This window comes from Cyclobacterium jeungdonense, from assembly GCF_010994275.1.
Classification (GTDB): Bacteria; Bacteroidota; Bacteroidia; order Cytophagales; family Cyclobacteriaceae; genus Cyclobacterium; species Cyclobacterium jeungdonense.
Map to the genome: position 1 here is coordinate 55,245 of NZ_WMCD01000001.1, position 18,606 is coordinate 73,850.

The window sequence follows — 18,606 nt, forward strand, 5'->3', positions numbered from 1 at the left end:
ATTAGTTATAATGAATAATTAAATTATTTAATAAAGAGATGAATCGTTGTGTAATTATAGATGATGATGCGGCCAGCATTGAGGTGCTCTCGCATTATATATCGAAAACAAAATCATTGGAATTGCTGGCTAAATTTACGGACGCCATCGAGGGCTTAAACTTTTTGATTGAAAATAAAGGAACTATCGATCTGATTTTTCTGGATATCGAGATGCCCGAAATGAATGGATTTGAGATTTTGAAACATAGCCAGTATGACGGATCCTTGATTGTCATCTCTGCAAATCATGAGAATGCGATTTCGGCTTTCGAAACAAATGCTTGTTTCTACTTACCCAAACCTTTTGCCTACCCCCAATTTCTAAAGGGAATAGAAAAATGCAAAGAAGCCGAGGTGAAAATTGATCCGAATGCCTATTCTAAGGATTTTATTTTTGTAAAGGACGATCGCTTATACAAAAAGATCCTCTTTGCCGATATCAGCTATTGTGAGGGAAAAGGCGATTATATCAGCTTAAAGTGCAAGTCGCAGACATTCACGATTAAGTCAACTATATCCAACTTCCTGGATAAATTGGCTACCAATGCAGAATTTGTACAGGTCCACCGCTCTTACGTTATCAACTTACATTACCTTACTGATTTCGATAGTGATACGGCTGTAGTGGATGGAAAAATCATACCTATCGGTGCAAAGTATAAAGATCAATTGAAGAAAAGCGTCAATTTTCTATGACGGGGTTTAATGATTAGCGATCGATATTTTTCAATGAAATACTGGTAGGATTTTCCTGGACTAATCCCTATCAATATGCTTACCTATTAACTTTTTTACGAGTTCATTTTCTTTAGAAAATTTTTCTAAGAGTTCTTTTATCCTGTCCTGATCGAATTGTGCCATGTTCTCAAGTTCCAACGCAATGGTGTATAATGTATCAAGCCCTGCGGTCAGCGCAGACCCTTTCAGTTTGTGCCCCTCCGTGCAGATCCCGTCTAGATTTTTATTGGAAAAATGTTTTTTTAGAACCTCACCGGAGTGATCTAATTCAGATAAAGTGAGTTTCAGAACTTCCTTGATTACTTCTGTTTCACCACCGAGGTATTCTTTCACTTTTTCCAGGTTAAAATGGGCTGAAAGTTCATCATAGGACTGGTCTACATCCTCGTTTTTGACTTCCTTGGGTTCGGTTAAACCTGCTGTCCTATTTTTTTCCTGCCCTTGTTTGGGGGGCACCCATTTTTCAAAAATTTGGCGGATATTTTTTTCTACAATAGGTTTAGCCACAAAGTCCACCATACCTGATTGCAGACACTTTTCCCTTTCACCTTTGATGTTTCCTGCGGTGATGGCCACAATGGGAATATCTTTAAGCAAAGGAGATTCCTTGATTTTTTTAGTGGCTTCATGGCCACTCATGACCGGCATTTGAATGTCCATCAGAATGATATCAGGCAGATACTCTTTTGCCAATTCATATGCAGAGAGCCCATCTGTGGCCTCCAGGATTTCGGTATTCGGTGAAACCTTTAGAACGATGGTTTTTGCCAGAAACATATTGATAGAATTGTCTTCGGCTATAAGCACGCGGTAATTATCCTGTAATGATTTATGGGAAAAAGAGGAAGAAGGAGCCGTTTTTTGGGCAGGTTTGCGGGGGTTTAGTTGTGCTAAAGAATCGTATAGATCTTTGATTTTGATCGGTTTGGATAGTTTTATTTGGATGGATAATTCCTTGCATTTTTTATGGATATAATCGTCATCTGCCGAGCTGTGTAAAAGCATGATGGGCAAATTGGTTTTTTCATGCGAAAAATTATTTCTAATTTTTGTCGCCGTTTCTAAACCATCCATGTAGGGCATGTTTAGATCCATCAATATGGTATCGTAATCACCGTTATTTTCTATTTTTTGGAGGGCATCGAAGCCATTCGTAGCTTCTTCCATCTGGATATTTTTAAGAGAAAACATCTCCTTTAAAATGAGGCGATTGTTTTCGTTGTCATCCACTACCAATACTTTTTTTATAAAATCGGTATTGGTTTTCTTTATGTAACTTCCATTTTCTGTTTTCAGGGCTATGTCAAAATAGAATTTGCTTCCCTGACCAAATTGGCTGGTTAATTTTAGTTCCGATCCCATCATCGCCAGCAGTTTATTGGAGATGGTTAATCCTAAACCGGTTCCGCCATATTTTTTGGTGGTGGACCCATCTTCCTGGGAAAAAGCATCAAATATTTTCTTCTGATTTTCATCCGAAATGCCTATTCCCGTATCCCGGACTTCAAAGCGAATCAGTTTGTGCCCGTCCTGCAATTCCTCTAATGTCTGGATTTTTAATTCGATTTCTCCTTCTTTGGTAAACTTCACCGCATTTCCAAGTAGATTTATCAGGATTTGCTTGAGCCGGATATCGTCAATGTATACAAAACGAGTTAGGTCTTTTTCCAGATTAAGCAGCATTTCGATCCCTTTTTTCTGGGCCTGATAAGAGACCACGTCGGTGGCTTGGCCTGCCAATTCGAAAATATCCGTTTTACTAATGTCTAATTCTAATTTCCCGGCTTCTATTTTCGAGAAATCAAGTATGTCGTTGATTATATTTAATAAAGTGGTGGCAGACTGGTTGACGATGCCAATATATTGGTCTTGAACGTCATTGAGTTCGGTTTTTAGTAGAAGGTCGGTGAAACCGATGATGCCGTTCAAGGGTGTGCGAATTTCATGGCTCATATTGGCCAGAAATTCTGATTTTGCCAGGCTGGCTTTTTCAGCAACTTCTTTTGATTCGATCAGGTTTCTTTCCAAAAAGTTTCGGTCGATGGCATTGGAGATACTATTTGCAAAACTCTTTAAAAGAGAAAGTTCTGCTTGTGACCACTCTCGCTCCAATTTGCAATCATCGTATCCGATAAATCCCCAAAAACCCTCTTCCGTAAAAATAGGAATCGCCAGGATAGATTTGATGTTTTGTTCTTCCAAAAATCCCCTCGTAGAAGATGTTTTTGGCATATTCGAAAGAATAGCCTGAAAAACCTCGTTTTTTTCCATGGGCTCCACAAATTCTCCAAAAAAATTGATGGGAACGTTCTGAAGATCCGGATTATTAATTTGTGGCTCTACCTCATCGGCACTCCATTCAAATCGCTGAGAGGTCAGGGTAGACCCATCATCGGATTTACTGTTTTCCCAATAATAAACCCGATCCACATCGGCTGCTTTCCCTATTAGCTCCAGACTATTGGAAATGGCCCCATTTAGGTTCCTATTTGATAACAGCTCATCAGTGGCTTTGGAAATGGCAGAAAGCATTTGTTCTTTCTGGATCAATTGATTTTCCCTGTTTACGGCTTCATTGATGTCCTGTATGGTTCCAAATAGGTAAAGGCACTTTCCCTCTTCAATATGTGCTTCACCGATGGTACGAATCCAAATTTCTTTGCCTTTTGCGGTTACAATTTTTAGTTTTTCATCCCAGGCTTTTCCGTATTCTCTTGCCAGCGAAAAAAGTTCCTGCATCCGTTCCCTGTAAAACCCCTCCTTGTAAAACTGAAAAGCCTTGTCCAGGCTTGGAAGGTAATCATCTTCAACTTCAAAAATGGACCTGGATATGTCCGTCCAGCTTAGAGATTTTTTTTCCAAATCGTATTTCCAGCCACCGATCTTTGCCATCATGTGGGTCTGGCTGAGTAACTCTTTGGCGTTTTGGATGGTTTTTTCCAACCTAAGCCTTTCAGTAATATCGATGGAGTTGCCTATCACGTAGCAATTTCCCTGGTAATCCTTCTCCAGGGTGTTGCTGTACAGCCAGACCTTTAGTTTACCATTGGTCTGGCGCGTGGTCATCAACCCCTGAGCTTTTCCGTCGCTATTTAATTCCTGGAAATAAGTATCAATTTCCGGATGGTATTTCGAAGGAATAATGTCCCATAATTTTTTGGACAGCATTTCTTCTACCGTGTATCCCAAAAGTCTGGCACCGTAATTATTAAAACTTAAAAATTTTCCGTCCAGATCGTGAGTCAGCATCAACCCTTGGCTATTTTCGAAAAACGAGCGAAATTTTTCCTCACTGGAGAGCAGCCTTTCCTCCTTTTCCTTTTCCTGACTAATATCCCTGCCAATAGCAAAGATCCATTTATTTTTTAGGTCTCCTGTAGCGGTCCATGCAAACGTTTTGTAGGCACCACTTTCCGTCTTCAACCGGTGATTGAAATTAGTTGTTGCCTCTCCTTTGATCAATTTATTAATTTCCACCATGGTTTGATCTACATCTCTCGGGTGGATGTAATCGGACATGGCTTTTTCGGAGAGTTCTGCTTCCCCGTACCCTAATAAAGTTTCAAAAGCTTTGTTTACCTTGATGAATTTACCATCAAAACGGATTACCGTAATGAGGTCTTGTGACAGGGAGAGGGCTTTGCTTAAAAGCCTATCTTGGAAATTTTCTGTTTTTAAACGGATATGTTCGCAAATTGCCTCTGATAAGATCGCCAGACTTTCTGATATCGTAGTTATATTTTCAGGAATAACTGAGTCAGCTACCACCAAATAACCTAAAACTTCATCCCCCTTTTCTATAACAGGCTGAACTGCCAGGTAACCCAGACCATTCAACGAATTTAAAAAATCACTTTGTTTTAAGGGCTTGGAAACTTCATTCATATCCTGAAATTGGCAGGTATTCACCAAGAATTGACAAAACGGATCATTTGTTGGTATTTCAGTGGATTGAATGCTTTCTGAACTGGATTTAAACCAAATTCCCTCCGAGTGTGGAAAGCCTAGAAAGGCATGCTTACAGCCCGTTAGCTTCTGCGCTAAAACCACTATCCGGTCAAAATTTTTATTGGGAATACCCTTTCCCAGGTATAATCCGGAAACCTTGGTGGACATATTATTTCCCGTGAAAGTACTACCTTTACTCATGGTGTGAATGGTGCAAGTTGGCGGTAAGATCAATTTCTAAAGTTACTACTAAAATAATCACAAACGCAAAGAAGTTAATCATGCGTTTTAAGGGGTAAAAAAACGAAAATTATTATTTGTTTCAATAATCCTTTCCAATCATTCCACTTACTTTTACAAATTCGATATTAAAATTTAAAAATCAAATCCAGTCGCAAATTTATATCGCATGTTGCACTTTCTCTTTTGGATGTCGATCGCCATCGTCTGCTATGCATTTTTAGGTTATGGAATAATTTTGTATTTTCTGGTTCAGCTTAAAGGTTTTTTCACCAGTAGTCTTCCAACGTCTACTCCGGAAGATTGGCCAGAGGTAAGCCTGGTAATCCCTTGTTACAATGAGGCAGATGTAATCCGTATAAAGGCTGAAAATTCTCTCGCCCTTGATTATCCCAAATCCAAATTTAAGGTGATTTTTATTACGGATGGCTCTACTGATAATTTTCGGGAAGTGTTGACGGATTACCCGCAGGTAGAAATCCTGCATGAGGACCGTCGGGCGGGCAAAACAGCCGCAGAAAACAGGGCAATGACCGAAATCAAAAGCCCCTTTGTGGTTTTTACCGATGCCAATACCCTTCTCAATAAAATGGCGTTAAAGAACATTGTCAGGCATTTTTTTTACGAAAAAGTAGGCTGTGTTTCCGGAGAAAAACGCGTGCTTATGGAAGCGGCCGATTCTGCCAGTGCTGCCGGTGAAGGTATGTACTGGAAATACGAATCCTTTCTGAAAAAACTCGATAGCCGCCTTTATTCCGCTGTAGGTGCAGCAGGTGAATTGGTAGCTTTTCGCTCGTCCCTCTATCAAACACTTCCTGAAGATACCATTTTGGATGATTTTATGCAGTCGATGCTTATCGCGTCAAAGGGATACAAAATCGTCTACGAACCAGACGCTTACGCCATGGAGACCGGGTCAGATTCCATTCCGGAGGAGTTAAAAAGAAAAATAAGGATCAGTGCCGGCGGCTGGCAGTCCATGAAAAGGTTGTTTTTCTTAATTACACCCTTTAGACAACCCCTGTTATTTTTCCAGTACCTTTCCCACCGGGTCCTAAGGTGGACTATTACACCCTTTTTGCTTATTTTTATCTTTATCGCAAACCTGTTTTTATGGCCTGAAGGTTTTGTTTATCAGTTCCTTATGGTTGGGCAGGCGCTGTTTTACCTGGCTGCCGGTCTGGGTTATTTTCTCGAAAACAGAAAATTACGGGTGAAAGTACTTTTCATCCCCTTTTACTTTTGCCTCATGAATTATGCCGTATTGGCGGGTTTGGTCCGCTTCTTAAAGGGGACTCAGAAAAGCACCTGGGAAAAGGCCAAACGGAAGCAACACTAGTAATCCAGAAAGACAAAATGACTTAGGAAGGGTAAGAATTGATTTTGGGTTGGGATATTAGAACCCAATGACGGATTCACTGCTCCTGTTGAACTATTTTTGTTAATTTTTTACTACATTTCCTTCAATTCCTTTTTTCTTCCGAAACCAATTTGTACATCATAGGCTGCTAATGAAAAAACGATGTTTGATTACTTTCTTGCTTTGTCTGGTAATGGCAGCAAGCTTCGCCCAAGAAACTACCTTCGAAACGTCCAATTTTCGACTCCTACTAGATCAACAAGGACATGTAAACAGCCTTTTCGATAAAGACAATAAAGTCGAATACCATTCTGGGGATCAGCCAAGTCCTTTTCTTCGCATTCGGGTTTCGGGCAAGGTGCTTTTTCCGGAAAAAATGGAAGTGCAGAGTGACCGGTTAATCCTGACCTTTCCCCAGGAGGATATCCGAATAGAAATTCAGCCGAAAGCGTATTCAAATTACCTAAGCTTTGAAATTGTTTCCATTTCAAACATGCATAAGGTTGACTGGGTGGTCTGGGGTCCTTTTCCTACCACCATCCGGGAGATTATTGGAGAGGCTGTGGGGGTGGTCCGTAATGACGACTTCGCCATCGGGATACAAGCCTTGAATGTGAAAACACTGGGAGGCTATCCGGATGCTGAAAGTGATATAGAGCCGGCATATGATATTTTTGAAACGGGAGATTTGGTGGATGTGGATGCCGGCTGGCGAAACAAAAAATTTTATAGGGGGCAGACGGCAAAAGTAAGCGAAAACGGAAGTCTGCTTCAGGCTTACAGCAGGAATAGAAACAAAGACCGGATCATTGCCAACGTTGGGCACAACAGGTATCTTGCTCCAGCCTTTGAGGATGGAGGTCCCTTGGGTTCCAAAATTGCACTTTTTGGCAGTCCCTCTAAGCTTGTCCTGGATTTGATTGGTAAAATTGAAATCCAGGAAGGGCTACCCCATCCGTTGATAGATGGGGAATGGGCTAAGAAATCCAGGAAAGCGACTTCCTCTTACCTGATTTTGGACTTTACGGTAGAAAATTTAGACAGGGCTATAGAATTTACCCAAAAGGCCGGTTTGGAGTACTTGTATCATGGCGGTCCCTTCCAAAACTGGGGCCATTTTGATTTGAAGAAGGAATCCTTTCCGGACAACTGGAAAAGCCTTAAGGCATGTGTCGATCGTGCTCGCCAAAAAGGAGTGCAGCTAGGGGTGCATACCCTTTCCAATTTTATTAGCACCGATGACCCCTACGTTACTCCGAAACCGCATCCAGGACTTGCCAAGGTGGGGTTTTCGAGCTTAGCAAAGCCCCTTACCCGAGAGGAAAATGTGATCCATATTGAGTCTCCTGATTTCTTCAATCAGATGGAAAATAATTCTCTCCAGGCCGTTCAGATCGGAGATGAAATAATCCGATACCGTTCTGTTTCCCCTGAGGCGCCCTGGCGGTTAGAGGGCTGTTTGCGGGGAGCTTATGGGACAGAACCCCAGGCCTATTCAGAAGGTACGTCAATTGGAAAGCTAATGGATCATGCCTACCAGGTTTTTCTGGGAGACGCAGACCTGTCAGAGGAAATGGCCATCACTCTTGCCAGACTTTTTAATGAAACCGGGCTGAAGCAAGTTTCTTTTGATGGATTGGAAGGCACCTGGTCCACCGGAATGGGCCAATATGCACGAAGCCTTTTTACCAAAACCTGGTTTGATCACCTAAATGCCGATTTACAGGGAAAAGTAATCAACGATGCCAGCAATCCATCTCATTTTAACTGGCATATCAGCACGCGGTATAATTGGGGAGAACCTTGGTATGCCGGATTCCGGGAAAGCCAAACCAATTACCGGCTTATGAACCAGGATTTTTACCAGAGGAATCTGTTGCCCGCAATGTTGGGCTGGTTTAGTATGCGCCCGGAAACCAGCCTGGAAGATACCGAATGGCTTCTGGCCAGAGCGGCAGGTTTTGATGCTGGGTTTGCCTTTAATCTGAGTTTTGATGCGGTAGAAAGAAACGGACAGTCCGCAGCTATTTTTGAGGCCATAAGAAACTGGGAGAGGGCGCGAATGACTGGTGCTTTTACTGCAGGTCAGAAAAGCAGGATGCAGGATATTCAAAATGAATTTAGCCTGGTACCTGAGGGCTCTGAGAAATGGAAGCTGATTCCCTACCAAATCGGACGCATGGAGCATCCCCATATTTTAAAGCAGCCAGGGGAACCCCTGCAGACTTCCATCCATTGGGAAAACCCCTACGCCAGTCAACCGTTGCAATTCCTCATTAGTCTGGTGCCGGCATCCGGTGAGAGCGTAGTGAAAGCCTCGAAAATAACCCTAACGGTCAATCAGTTTTATGCTCTGGAAATTCCGGTCAGCCTGAAAGCAAACCAGCAAGTAAAGCTTATGGAAAATGGGGATCTTGTTTTGTATGATAAGTATTGGCAGAAACTTGAAGTAATATCCGGTTTGGAGGTGATTCCTGAATTGGAAAATGGGGAAAATGAACTCTCGGTAACTGCAGATTTTGAGGCTGCTCCCGGAGCTGCATTAAAGGTAGAAATAAAATCCCAGGGACCTGATGAAACCGTAAGCGCAATGGACAGGTAATGGTGGTAGTATAGGCGACTACCTATCCAGGACTTGTACTGACTTTCTACGAAGCATTGTTTTGGAAAAGAAATAGTTTTACTTTCACCGGTAAATAAACCCAAGTACCAATATGAAAACGCTTTCCTTAATCCTGCTGGCCATGGCCTTCACTCAGGTACATGCCCAACAAAATCAACCCCATCCCTCCGCAGTTTTTGAATACCGAATGTTGCCCGTGACTACCAGGGAAATGGCAGAGGTAAGGCACCTGATGAATTGGCCAACCAAGACACTTGAAAATTTTCATGTTGAACAGCTGGATCTGAAAGCTACAGAATCCATTGAATTGGACGATGATAAGGAAATGCTGGTGTTGGTATTAAACGGTGCGCTACAACTGGAAACAGACAATTCCACCGAGGTCATGGAAGAACGGAGTATCGCCTGGTTGCCCCGGAATAAAAATTTCAAAATGGCTCCGCAAAATTCGAGTGCTTCGGTTTATCTGATTCGATGGGATGTTGACGGTGATGCTAATAAGGTAGCAGTTGATCGTCCCGAAGCGAAAATTTTCCATTACGACGCCATGGACTTTCAGGAGACTGCCAAGGGAGGTAGGCGCGCTGTCATGAGAGAAGAAACGGAAACATTACAAGAACTCGAAATGCATATTACCACCTTGAAGGAAGGTGAAAAAAGTCATGACCCTCACGTGCACGCTGATGAAGAAATTATCCTTGTACTGCAGGGTCATGTAGCCGAACATATTAATGGTACCGAATACCAACTGGGACCTGGCTCTTTGGTGTTTTTATCCGCCTATGACCCTCACGGTATTCGCAATGTGGGTGAGGGGGAATGTGAATATTACGCTATTCGCTGGATTACAGCAAAAACGGGAAAGTAACTATTTCATAAAAGACATCTTAAAAAAAGGTATTTTTTTATTTAAATTGAAATAAGGTATATTGTATTCCCTAAACTGCCAAACCAACTGAAGTATCCTGCTTATTGTCCAATGTAATAAACCCTATCCCAAATTGCGAGTTCATGGGAGTTTTGCAAAAACATACAGATACTGAATTACTGGCATGTCTCCGGCAGGGAGACGTAGCTGCCTTTGATGAATTGTATTTCAGGTACGCTAAAAAACTAATGGCGTTTTCCCGTACTCTTTTTACAGATCAGCACCTGGCCGAAGAGGCGGTTCAGGAAATCTTTGTCAGGATTTGGCAACGACGAAAGAAACTAGACGTGTCCAAATCCTTCAAGAGCTACCTTTTTCAATCGGTCAAATATTATGTGTATAACCACATTCGTAATCGAAAAAAGGAATGTTGCCTGGAAGCTGCTGCAGGCAATCCGGAATTTGTTGATCAAAGTCAGGAGAATGAAATGGCTTATCATGAATTGGAGGAATGGGCGATGGAATTAATTTGCCGTTTACCTAAGGTCCAACAAGAAGTATTTCGCTTGAATAAACTCAATGGCATGAGTAGTGATCAGATAGCATTACAGATGAATTTATCAAAGAGGACCATCGAACACCACATTTACCTTGCTTCAAAGTCACTGAAAAAAAACCTGCTTCAGCATCCCTCCTTTTCGGGGCTTCTATTTCTCAGTATAAGTTTTGGCATTTGTTAAAAGATCCGTTTTATTACAAAATAATATTTTATAATATTACAAAAAGATAGTTTCATAAAATTTTTTAAGTGTTTTTTTATTTTCTATTAAGTAAATGGACTGGCTGATGGTTTCTATAGCAAAGCACAATAAGCCCAGTGAAAAAAGAAAATTTAACCCGATTTTTGAATGGAACAGCCAGCCCAGATGAAAAAAGGCAGGTATTAAAATGGTTTGACCAGGAGGATGGCAGGGAAATTTTTGATCGGCATTTAAAGGAAATATGGAAGGACTCCAGTCCTAGCGATGCGGATATGACGGATTACGAATCCCTTTTACAGCGGATCCACAAGAAAGTGCAGCCTGGATCAGGGAGTGGAAAAGTCAAACGAATGATTCCCTGGATAAAATTTTTTCGAATAGCTGCTTCCCTGCTTCTGCTTATAGCATGTGCCTATTTTCTAAAGAAAGGACTGGAGTACCAAAACCCGGTAGCTGAAGTGGTTGAAAAAACAATCACCAAAGCGACGCAAAATGGCGAAAAGCTGACGCTGGTATTGCCAGACGGAACGAAAATCACCTTAAATTCGAATTCATCGCTATCCTTTTCATCCAGCTTTGGACAGTACGAACGAGTTGTACGGCTTTCCGGAGAAGCTTATTTTATTATCGCCAAAGATTCCCTGCGTCCATTTCGGTTAATTACAGACGAGATGGTCACGACGGCGCTGGGTACGGAATTCAACGCCTATGCACGATTGGATCAGTATGCAGTGGCACTCACCGAAGGAAGGGTGGCTATTGATGCAGCCAATCAGAGATTGGAATTAATCCCCGGTCAAAGGGCAACTGTGAATGAAAGGTTGTATCCCAAAAGTGTTAAAGTAGACCCATTTGATTTTGACAAAACCATAGGATGGAAAGAAGGACAACTGGTAATTGACCGGAAACCCTTAAAGGTTCTTTTAGAGGACTTGAGTTCCTGGTATGGTGTGGAAATGAAAATAGATCCGCAGTTAAACCTGACCCGCAGGGTGATCGGCACCTTTCGGAACAAGAACCTGACTGATGTATTGACGGGCCTTGGGTTTTCCATGGGATTTGATTTTGAAATAAATGGAAAAGTGGTATTCATTAAAAAAGAAAGCCTATGAACTAAAAAAAAGCAGGGCAAAACTCCCATCGCCAAATGAAATGCTTTACCCTGCAGATCCTAATTTGTACTAATTAAAATCCTTTAAAATTATGAAAAGAAAACTACTGTACCTAATCAAAATGGTATCGAAAAACCTATTGTACGGGTTGGTGCTTCAATGTTTGTTTATGACAACATTGATGGCGCATGAGATTCACGCGCAGATCAAGCCTATTGATGAGTCCTTTATCCGACTGAGTAAGTCGGAATGGGATCTCGCGGAAATCTTCCAGGCTGTGGAAGAGAAGACAGATTATCAGTTCGTATTTCCGGAAGAAATTTTGACGAATTCCGTACAACTTAATTTAAAAAGTAAACGGCAAACAGTAAACGAGCTGCTCCTGGATATAGCCCTTGGCGCAAACCTGAAATTCAAACAGGTAGATAATTCTATTTATGTAGCCTGGGGAAACCAATCCCAAATAGAGCCCATCGAAATATTAATTGAAGAACGCCCCATCACCGGGAAAGTGGTGGATACGAACGGGCAGGGAATTCCAGGGGCCACCGTATTAATAGAAGGCACAACCATCGGAACCGCCACGGATATTGATGGCAACTTCAGTTTGGAAATTCCCGATGATGCCGTGCTGGTGATTTCATTCATCGGCTATGAGTCTCAGCGAATTGAAGTGGGCAATCAAAACGAAATAAATGTCACCATGGAGGAGGATTTGTCCTCGCTTGACGAAATCGTGGTGGTAGGCTATGGAACCCAGAAAAAAGTAAACCTGACCGGTGCGGTGAGTACGGTCACCTCTGAGGACATTGTAAACCAACCCGTAGGCCAGACATCGATGGCATTGCAGGGTATTGCGCCGGGAGTGACCATTACGCAACGGAGCGGGCAACCGGGATCAGATGGAGGAGCAATCCGGATTCGGGGAGTAGGTACCCTGGGCGATTCCAATCCCCTTATTATGGTAGATGGAGTCGAAACCAGCCTGAATAACGTGGATCCCAACGAGATTGAAAGTATCTCCATTTTGAAAGACGCTTCTTCGGCAGCCATATACGGGGCAAGAGCAGCGAATGGGGTGGTACTAATTACCACAAAAAGAGGAGTAGAAGGCGTGCAGGTGAATTACAACATGTATGCAGGTTTTCAGGTTCCTACCCGAATGCCAGATATTGTCGGAGCGTTGGATCATATGGAATTGGCCAATGAGGCTTTTACCAACGTGGGTAACGATCCGCAATATACTGAAGAATTCCTCGCTGATTACCGGGCAGGAATGCCGTCAGACCAGTATCCGAATACAGACTGGCAAGCGTTGACTTTAAAGAATACGGCCTTCATGCAAAACCACAACGTAAGCATCAATGCGGGAAGTGAAAAGGCCAAGGTTTTTGGATCCATCAGTTACCTGGATCAGGATGGAATTATTCCCAATACCGATTTTAACCGGTTCAACCTCCGTCTAAACTCGGATGTCAACGTATCGGATAAATTGACCTTATCGATGGACTTGTTTTTACGCAGGGCCTATCAACGAGAACCTTCTTTCGGTACCGGATATGTTTTCCACTGGATGCGTCGAATTCCAGCCAATGAAGTAGGGGTACTTTCCAATGGGCGCTACGGAGAAGGTTGGAATGGGGATCATCCGCTGGCCCGGGCTAAAGATGGTGGCTTACGAACGGAGGAAAGCCTGGATGCCATTCTTAACTTCCGCTTGGATTATAAGATTACCGATTGGCTATCCGCTGAGCTGATGTATGCACCCAAATTCTGGAATCCGCATACCAAAAGCTTTGCAAACATTACCCAAACCTATGCCAGGGATGGGGTGACGCCTACCCATTTTGTGCCGCAGCGGAATTCCCTATCGGAAAGGTATGACCGGGAATGGTATAACAATATTCGGGGAATCATTAGAATGGACAAAACCTTCAATGACATACACACACTCGGTATTACATTAGGTTACCAGCAGGAGGACCAGACCAATAAATGGATTTCTGCTTACAGGGAGGTATTCCCCCTACCACAATACCAGCAAATCAATGCAGGTAACCGCGCCAATGAACAAACCGGAGGTGCCGCTTCGCATTGGGCTTTGCAATCTGTTTTCGGTAGGGTTACCTATAATTACGACGAAAGGTACTTGCTGGAGGGTAATGTGCGAAGAGATGCTTCCTCGCGTTTTGCCGAAGGCAATCGGGTGGGGGTTTTTCCCTCATTCTCTGCCGGATGGCGAATTTCAGAAGAAAATTTCATGCAGGGAAATTCTGGTATCATTGATCAGTTAAAATTAAGAGCCAGTTGGGGCCAATTGGGTAACCAAAACATAGGTCTTTATCCCTTTGCCGCTTTTATGTCTCTCGGTGGGGGTGCCCAGGATTATGTGTTTGACGGGGCCAATGCACCGGGCGCCGCTTTGAATAGCATGGCCAATTCTTCCATACAATGGGAGATCACGGAAACGACCGATATCGGCTTGGATTTTAACCTCTGGGGCAAACTGGACGTTGCTGCTGACTATTACGTGAGAAGAACTAAAGATATATTGCTGGCCTTGAATATTCCGCAGACCATCGGATTAAGCGCTCCTTTTCAAAATGCCGGTGAGGTAAAAAACAACGGATATGAACTGATGGTCAATTACCGCAACAAGGTAGGCGATTTGAATTACAGCGTTATGCTTAATTATTCAGACGTCCGCAACGAAATAATCGACATGCGGGGTATAGAAAATACCGGACTAACAGTAAATAGAGAGGGACATCCCATAGGTTCCTTTTTCGGTTACATCTCGGAAGGTTTGTTTCAAAGTCAGGAAGAAGTGAATAATCATGCCGATCAGTTTGGAAATATTGCACCGGGAGATATCAAGTACCGGGATGTGGATGGAGACGGTATGATCAATGACCGTGATCTAGCTGTGATTGGCAGTCCGATTCCAAGGCATACTTTTGGTCTTCGGTTTAACGCCGATTACAAAGGGTTTGACTTCTCTTTGTTTCTGCAGGGAGTAGGCAAAGCAGATGGCTACATTTATGGGCAGGGGATCATGCCTTTTTATCTGGGAGGCACTGTTCAGGAACAACATAAAGACCGGTGGACACCGACCAATACTGATGGGTCTTATCCGCGATTGGCATGGAACCAAACCAATAACGAACAAAATTCCAGCTTTTGGATGAGAAATGCAGCCTATCTGCGAGGTCAGAATGTGCAGTTGGGGTATTCTCTTCCGCCCAGTGTGTTAGACCCATTGAATATTCAAAGAGTACGGGTGTACCTGAGTGGTAGAAACTTGTTTACCATTACGGATTTTTACGAGGGCTATGACCCGGAGGCACCGGTCAGCAATGGGGGTTGGTACCCTCAGATGACCACGTATACCATGGGCTTGAATGTTAACTTCTAAACAGCAGGAACCAATGAAAAATTTGATTAAATATATTCTATTGATACCCGTTCTATTCATGTCCTATTCTTGTGACGATGAATTCCTCGAACGGATGCCACTGGATTCTCCATCCAGTGAGACGTATTTCGAAAACGAAACGGAATTGGAAATGGCCGTAAACGGGGTGTATAACCGCCTTTGGTATTGGCCGGCAGGTATTGCCTGGTTTTTGTCCTTCGACTTTGCCTCAGACGATGGCTGGGACCGAAACGGCAGTCCTTTGCAAGCATTGGGTAGGGGAGAGCAAAATGCAGACAATGGGTTCACAAATGGCTTCTGGTCTCATTTCTACCGGGCCATTAACAGGACCAATTTTATCACTACCCGTGGAAGTCACTTGCGGGATGAAATGGATCCGGCAAAATACGATCGATTGGTGGGCGAAGCCCGCTTTATCCGGGCCTATTTCTATGCCTACCTTGCTGAATTGTACGGCGATGTTCCCTTAGTAACTACTACACTGACTCTGGAGGAATCCCAAACCCCAAGGACACCAAAATCAGAAGTAATCGATTTCGTGATGTCGGAACTCAATGAGATAAAAGGATACCTGCCCATGGATGCCACCGAAAAAGGAAGAATTACCCAGGGTACCGTTTTGGCACTGATGTCTCGAGTAGCCTTGTGGAACGAAAGGTGGGAAGATGCAGCAGCAGCAGCCAAAGAACTTATGGATTCCGAAACCTATGCGATAGACCCCGATTATGAAGGCATGTTTACCTTCGCTGGGGATAATTCTCCGGAAGTGATTACCCGAATTCAGTATTTACGCGGGGTGCAAACCCATAATTTGCCTAGAAATTTCTGGTCCAGGATGGCGCTTGGACACTCCAACAAAAAGCCACCACAGGATATGGTGGATACCTATGATGCCATTGATGGACTTCCCATTGATGAATCACCGCTTTACGATCCGCAAAATCCGTTCGAAAACAGAGATCCCCGCCTGGATTATACGTTGGTGGTTCCTGGCTCCCGGTTGGTCAATTGGATCTATGAAACACACAGCGACAGTACCATGACCTGGGAATTTCAGGGAGAGGATAGCGTGCGGGTTCCAAACATTGAGGCCCAGCATGCTTATGCTTCCTTTACTGGTTACCTGTACCGAAAACATGTGGATGTGGCCAACTATCCTACCGATGTTGGATCCACGGACCAGAACCTGACTATTTTTCGACTTGGAGAAGTGTTGCTTAACTATGCCGAAGCAAAGGTTGAACTAAATCAAATCGATGAAAGCGTGTACGACGCCATCAATGCGATCCGCCAAAGAGAATCCGTGCAAATGCCGGTTATCGAACCCGGTAAAACCCAGCAGGAAATGAGAAACCTGGTCCGGAAGGAACGAAGACACGAATTAGGCATCGAAGGATTTCGTTATTTTGATATCCGCAGGTGGGGCATTGCCGAAGACGTACTTCCCGGACCTTACCGCGGCAGGGTAAATCGATATGGTGAAGGCGGTTGGTTAAACGAAGCCCCTATGATTGATCCCATAGGTACGCCAAGCTATGACCACATCAGCAATGCGGACGAAATGGTAGTCGTAGAAACCCGTGATTTTAATCCCAATCGGGATTACTTATGGCCAATACCTAGAATAGAATTGGAAACAAATACAGCATTGACCCAAAACCCTGGGTATTGATACTGGAGATGATGCTGAAAAAGGAATATTTCAGGGATTCCTGCCCCAAAGTTTTGGAGTGGGAATCCCTTCCTTTAGAGCTTATTTCTATTCCAGAGAGTAGCCTTTCAAAAACCCAAACTAACATGCACTATTTGATTTTATCTCTATTTTTCCTGTTGATGACGGGTTTTGCCCCTCCAACAATGGCCCAAAGCGAATCTTATGATTTGGTCATTTACGGCGGAACTTCAGCAGGAGTTGCAGCAGCCATTCAGGCCTCAAGAATGAATAAATCAGTCGTTCTGATCGAACCCTCTCATCGATTGGGAGGCCTGACTACCGGAGGACTTGGCCAGACAGATATTGGCAACAAACAAGCCATAGGAGGGATTGCCAGGGAATTTTACCAAAACATCAGAAAGCACTACGAAAATCCCGTCAATTGGAAATGGCAATCCAGGCAGGAGTACCAGGATGGAGGCCAAACCCGCACGGCGGAAGGAGAAGATGCCATGTGGACGTTCGAACCCTCTGCTGCCCTGCAGGTTTATCAGCAGATGATTGATGCGGAAGAGATTGACATTGTTTACAATGAGCGACTGGACAGGTCCGCCCGGGGTGTGTCCAAATCAGGCCAGAAAATTAAAACCATCACCATGGAAAGCGGCAAGACCTTTTCAGGTAAAATGTTTATGGATGCCACCTATGAGGGGGATCTGATGGCCACCGCCGGTGTCAGTTATACGGTCGGCAGAGAAAGTAACGCAGAATATGGTGAAACCGTTAATGGTGTTCAGGCCAATCACTGGAGCATTACCCTGAAGGGAACGCTTTCCAAAAATGCGGCCAACCATAATTTTGTCCCTGGTGTGGACCCCTATGTGGAAGAAGGGAATCCCTCCAGTGGTTTGCTACCCTACATTATCGAAGGCGGTCCGGGTATCGACGGGACAGGGGATAAAAAAGTTCAGGCCTATGGCTTTCGCATGTGTTTGACGGACCATCCGGATAACCGGATACCTTTTGAAAAACCCGCCGGGTACGACGAAATCAATTACGAACTACTTTTCCGCAATTATGAAGCCGGGGAAACCAGGGTTCCCTGGATCAATTCTGCCATGCCCAACCGAAAGACGGATACCAATAACAACCACGGTTTTTCTACAGATTTTACAGGTCAGAATCACGATTATCCGGAAGCTTCCTACGAAGAAAGAGAACGAATTGTAGCCGCACATCGAAATTATCAAAAGGGTCTGATGTGGAGTTTGGCCTACCATCCCAGAATTCCAGAAAAAATTCGAAATGTGGTTTCCTTATGGGGTACCTGTAAGGATGAGTTTGAAAGGGAAGATGGCTGGCAAAATCAACTCTATATCCGGGAAGCCAGAAGGATGGTTAGCGATTATGTGATGACCCAGCACCATTGTGAGGGGCTGGAAGTGGCAGAGGATGTGGTGGGTCTTGCCGCGTACGGCATGGATTCGCACAATATCCAACGCTACGTAGACCACAACGGATACGTTCAAAATGAGGGAAATGTTCAGGCATCCGTACAGGGGCCTTATCCGATTAGTTACAAATCGATTATTCCCAAAGAAAGCGAAGTAGAAAATCTATTAGTACCTGTTTGTTTGAGTGCTACACACATCGGCTTTGGGTCTATTCGGATGGAGCCCGTATTTATGGTTTTGGGGCAGTCAGCGACTATTGCTGCGGTCCTTGCCATGGAGGCAAACAGCAGCCTGCAAGAGGTATCCTATGAAAAATTGAAAAAAGAATTACTAACTTATAATCAACGACTGGAATAGCATCTTAAATTGGT

10 protein-coding genes are annotated in these 18,606 nt (G+C 43.6%); 9 read left to right on the forward strand and 1 reads right to left on the reverse strand.

From position 1 onward, the window contains the following. The first annotated feature begins 38 nt into the window (after positions 1-38). Positions 39-737, forward strand: coding sequence for a LytR/AlgR family response regulator transcription factor (locus GKS34_RS00225; protein ID WP_163382815.1), 699 nt, complete (start codon positions 39-41; stop codon positions 735-737). Between the two features lie 60 nt (positions 738-797). On the opposite strand, the gene GKS34_RS00230 is transcribed toward GKS34_RS00225, so the two are convergent. Next, positions 798-4,928 carry a response regulator gene (locus GKS34_RS00230; protein WP_205601991.1) on the reverse strand — a complete coding sequence of 1,377 codons (4,131 nt, stop codon included), beginning with the start codon at positions 4,926-4,928 and terminating at the stop codon, positions 798-800. A gap of 208 nt (positions 4,929-5,136) precedes the next feature. On the opposite strand from GKS34_RS00230, the gene GKS34_RS00235 reads away from it, so the two are divergent. The 8 genes from GKS34_RS00235 to GKS34_RS00270 all read left to right on the forward strand — a co-directional run bounded on the left by GKS34_RS00235 (position 5,137) and on the right by GKS34_RS00270 (position 18,592). Then, a complete protein-coding gene (locus GKS34_RS00235; protein WP_205601992.1) occupies positions 5,137-6,306 on the forward strand; it encodes a glycosyltransferase family 2 protein in 1,170 nt (389 codons plus the stop codon). Positions 6,307-6,478: 172 nt separating this feature from the next. Then, positions 6,479-8,929, forward strand: coding sequence for a hypothetical protein (locus tag GKS34_RS00240; protein WP_163382816.1), 2,451 nt, complete (start codon positions 6,479-6,481; stop codon positions 8,927-8,929). A 112-nt stretch (positions 8,930-9,041) separates the two neighbouring features. Further along, complete coding sequence (locus GKS34_RS00245; RefSeq protein WP_163382817.1) at positions 9,042-9,818, forward strand: cupin domain-containing protein; 777 nt, start codon at positions 9,042-9,044, stop codon at positions 9,816-9,818. Between the two features lie 143 nt (positions 9,819-9,961). Continuing rightward, a complete protein-coding gene (locus GKS34_RS00250) occupies positions 9,962-10,558 on the forward strand; it encodes an RNA polymerase sigma factor (protein WP_163382818.1) in 597 nt (198 codons plus the stop codon). Between the two features lie 137 nt (positions 10,559-10,695). After that, positions 10,696-11,691: a FecR family protein gene (locus GKS34_RS00255; protein WP_163382819.1), complete on the forward strand. Its 996-nt coding sequence runs from the start codon at positions 10,696-10,698 to the stop codon at positions 11,689-11,691. 91 nt (positions 11,692-11,782) lie between these two features. Beyond that, on the forward strand, positions 11,783-15,106 hold the full coding sequence (locus GKS34_RS00260) for a SusC/RagA family TonB-linked outer membrane protein (protein WP_163382820.1): 3,324 nt from the start codon (positions 11,783-11,785) through the stop codon (positions 15,104-15,106). Between the two features lie 13 nt (positions 15,107-15,119). Further along, a complete protein-coding gene (locus GKS34_RS00265; protein WP_163382821.1) occupies positions 15,120-16,799 on the forward strand; it encodes a RagB/SusD family nutrient uptake outer membrane protein in 1,680 nt (559 codons plus the stop codon). A 125-nt stretch (positions 16,800-16,924) separates the two neighbouring features. Beyond that, positions 16,925-18,592 (forward strand): FAD-dependent oxidoreductase, encoded by a 1,668-nt coding sequence (locus GKS34_RS00270; RefSeq protein ID WP_163383686.1) that lies wholly within the window; start codon positions 16,925-16,927, stop codon positions 18,590-18,592. The last annotated feature ends 14 nt before the right edge of the window (positions 18,593-18,606 follow it).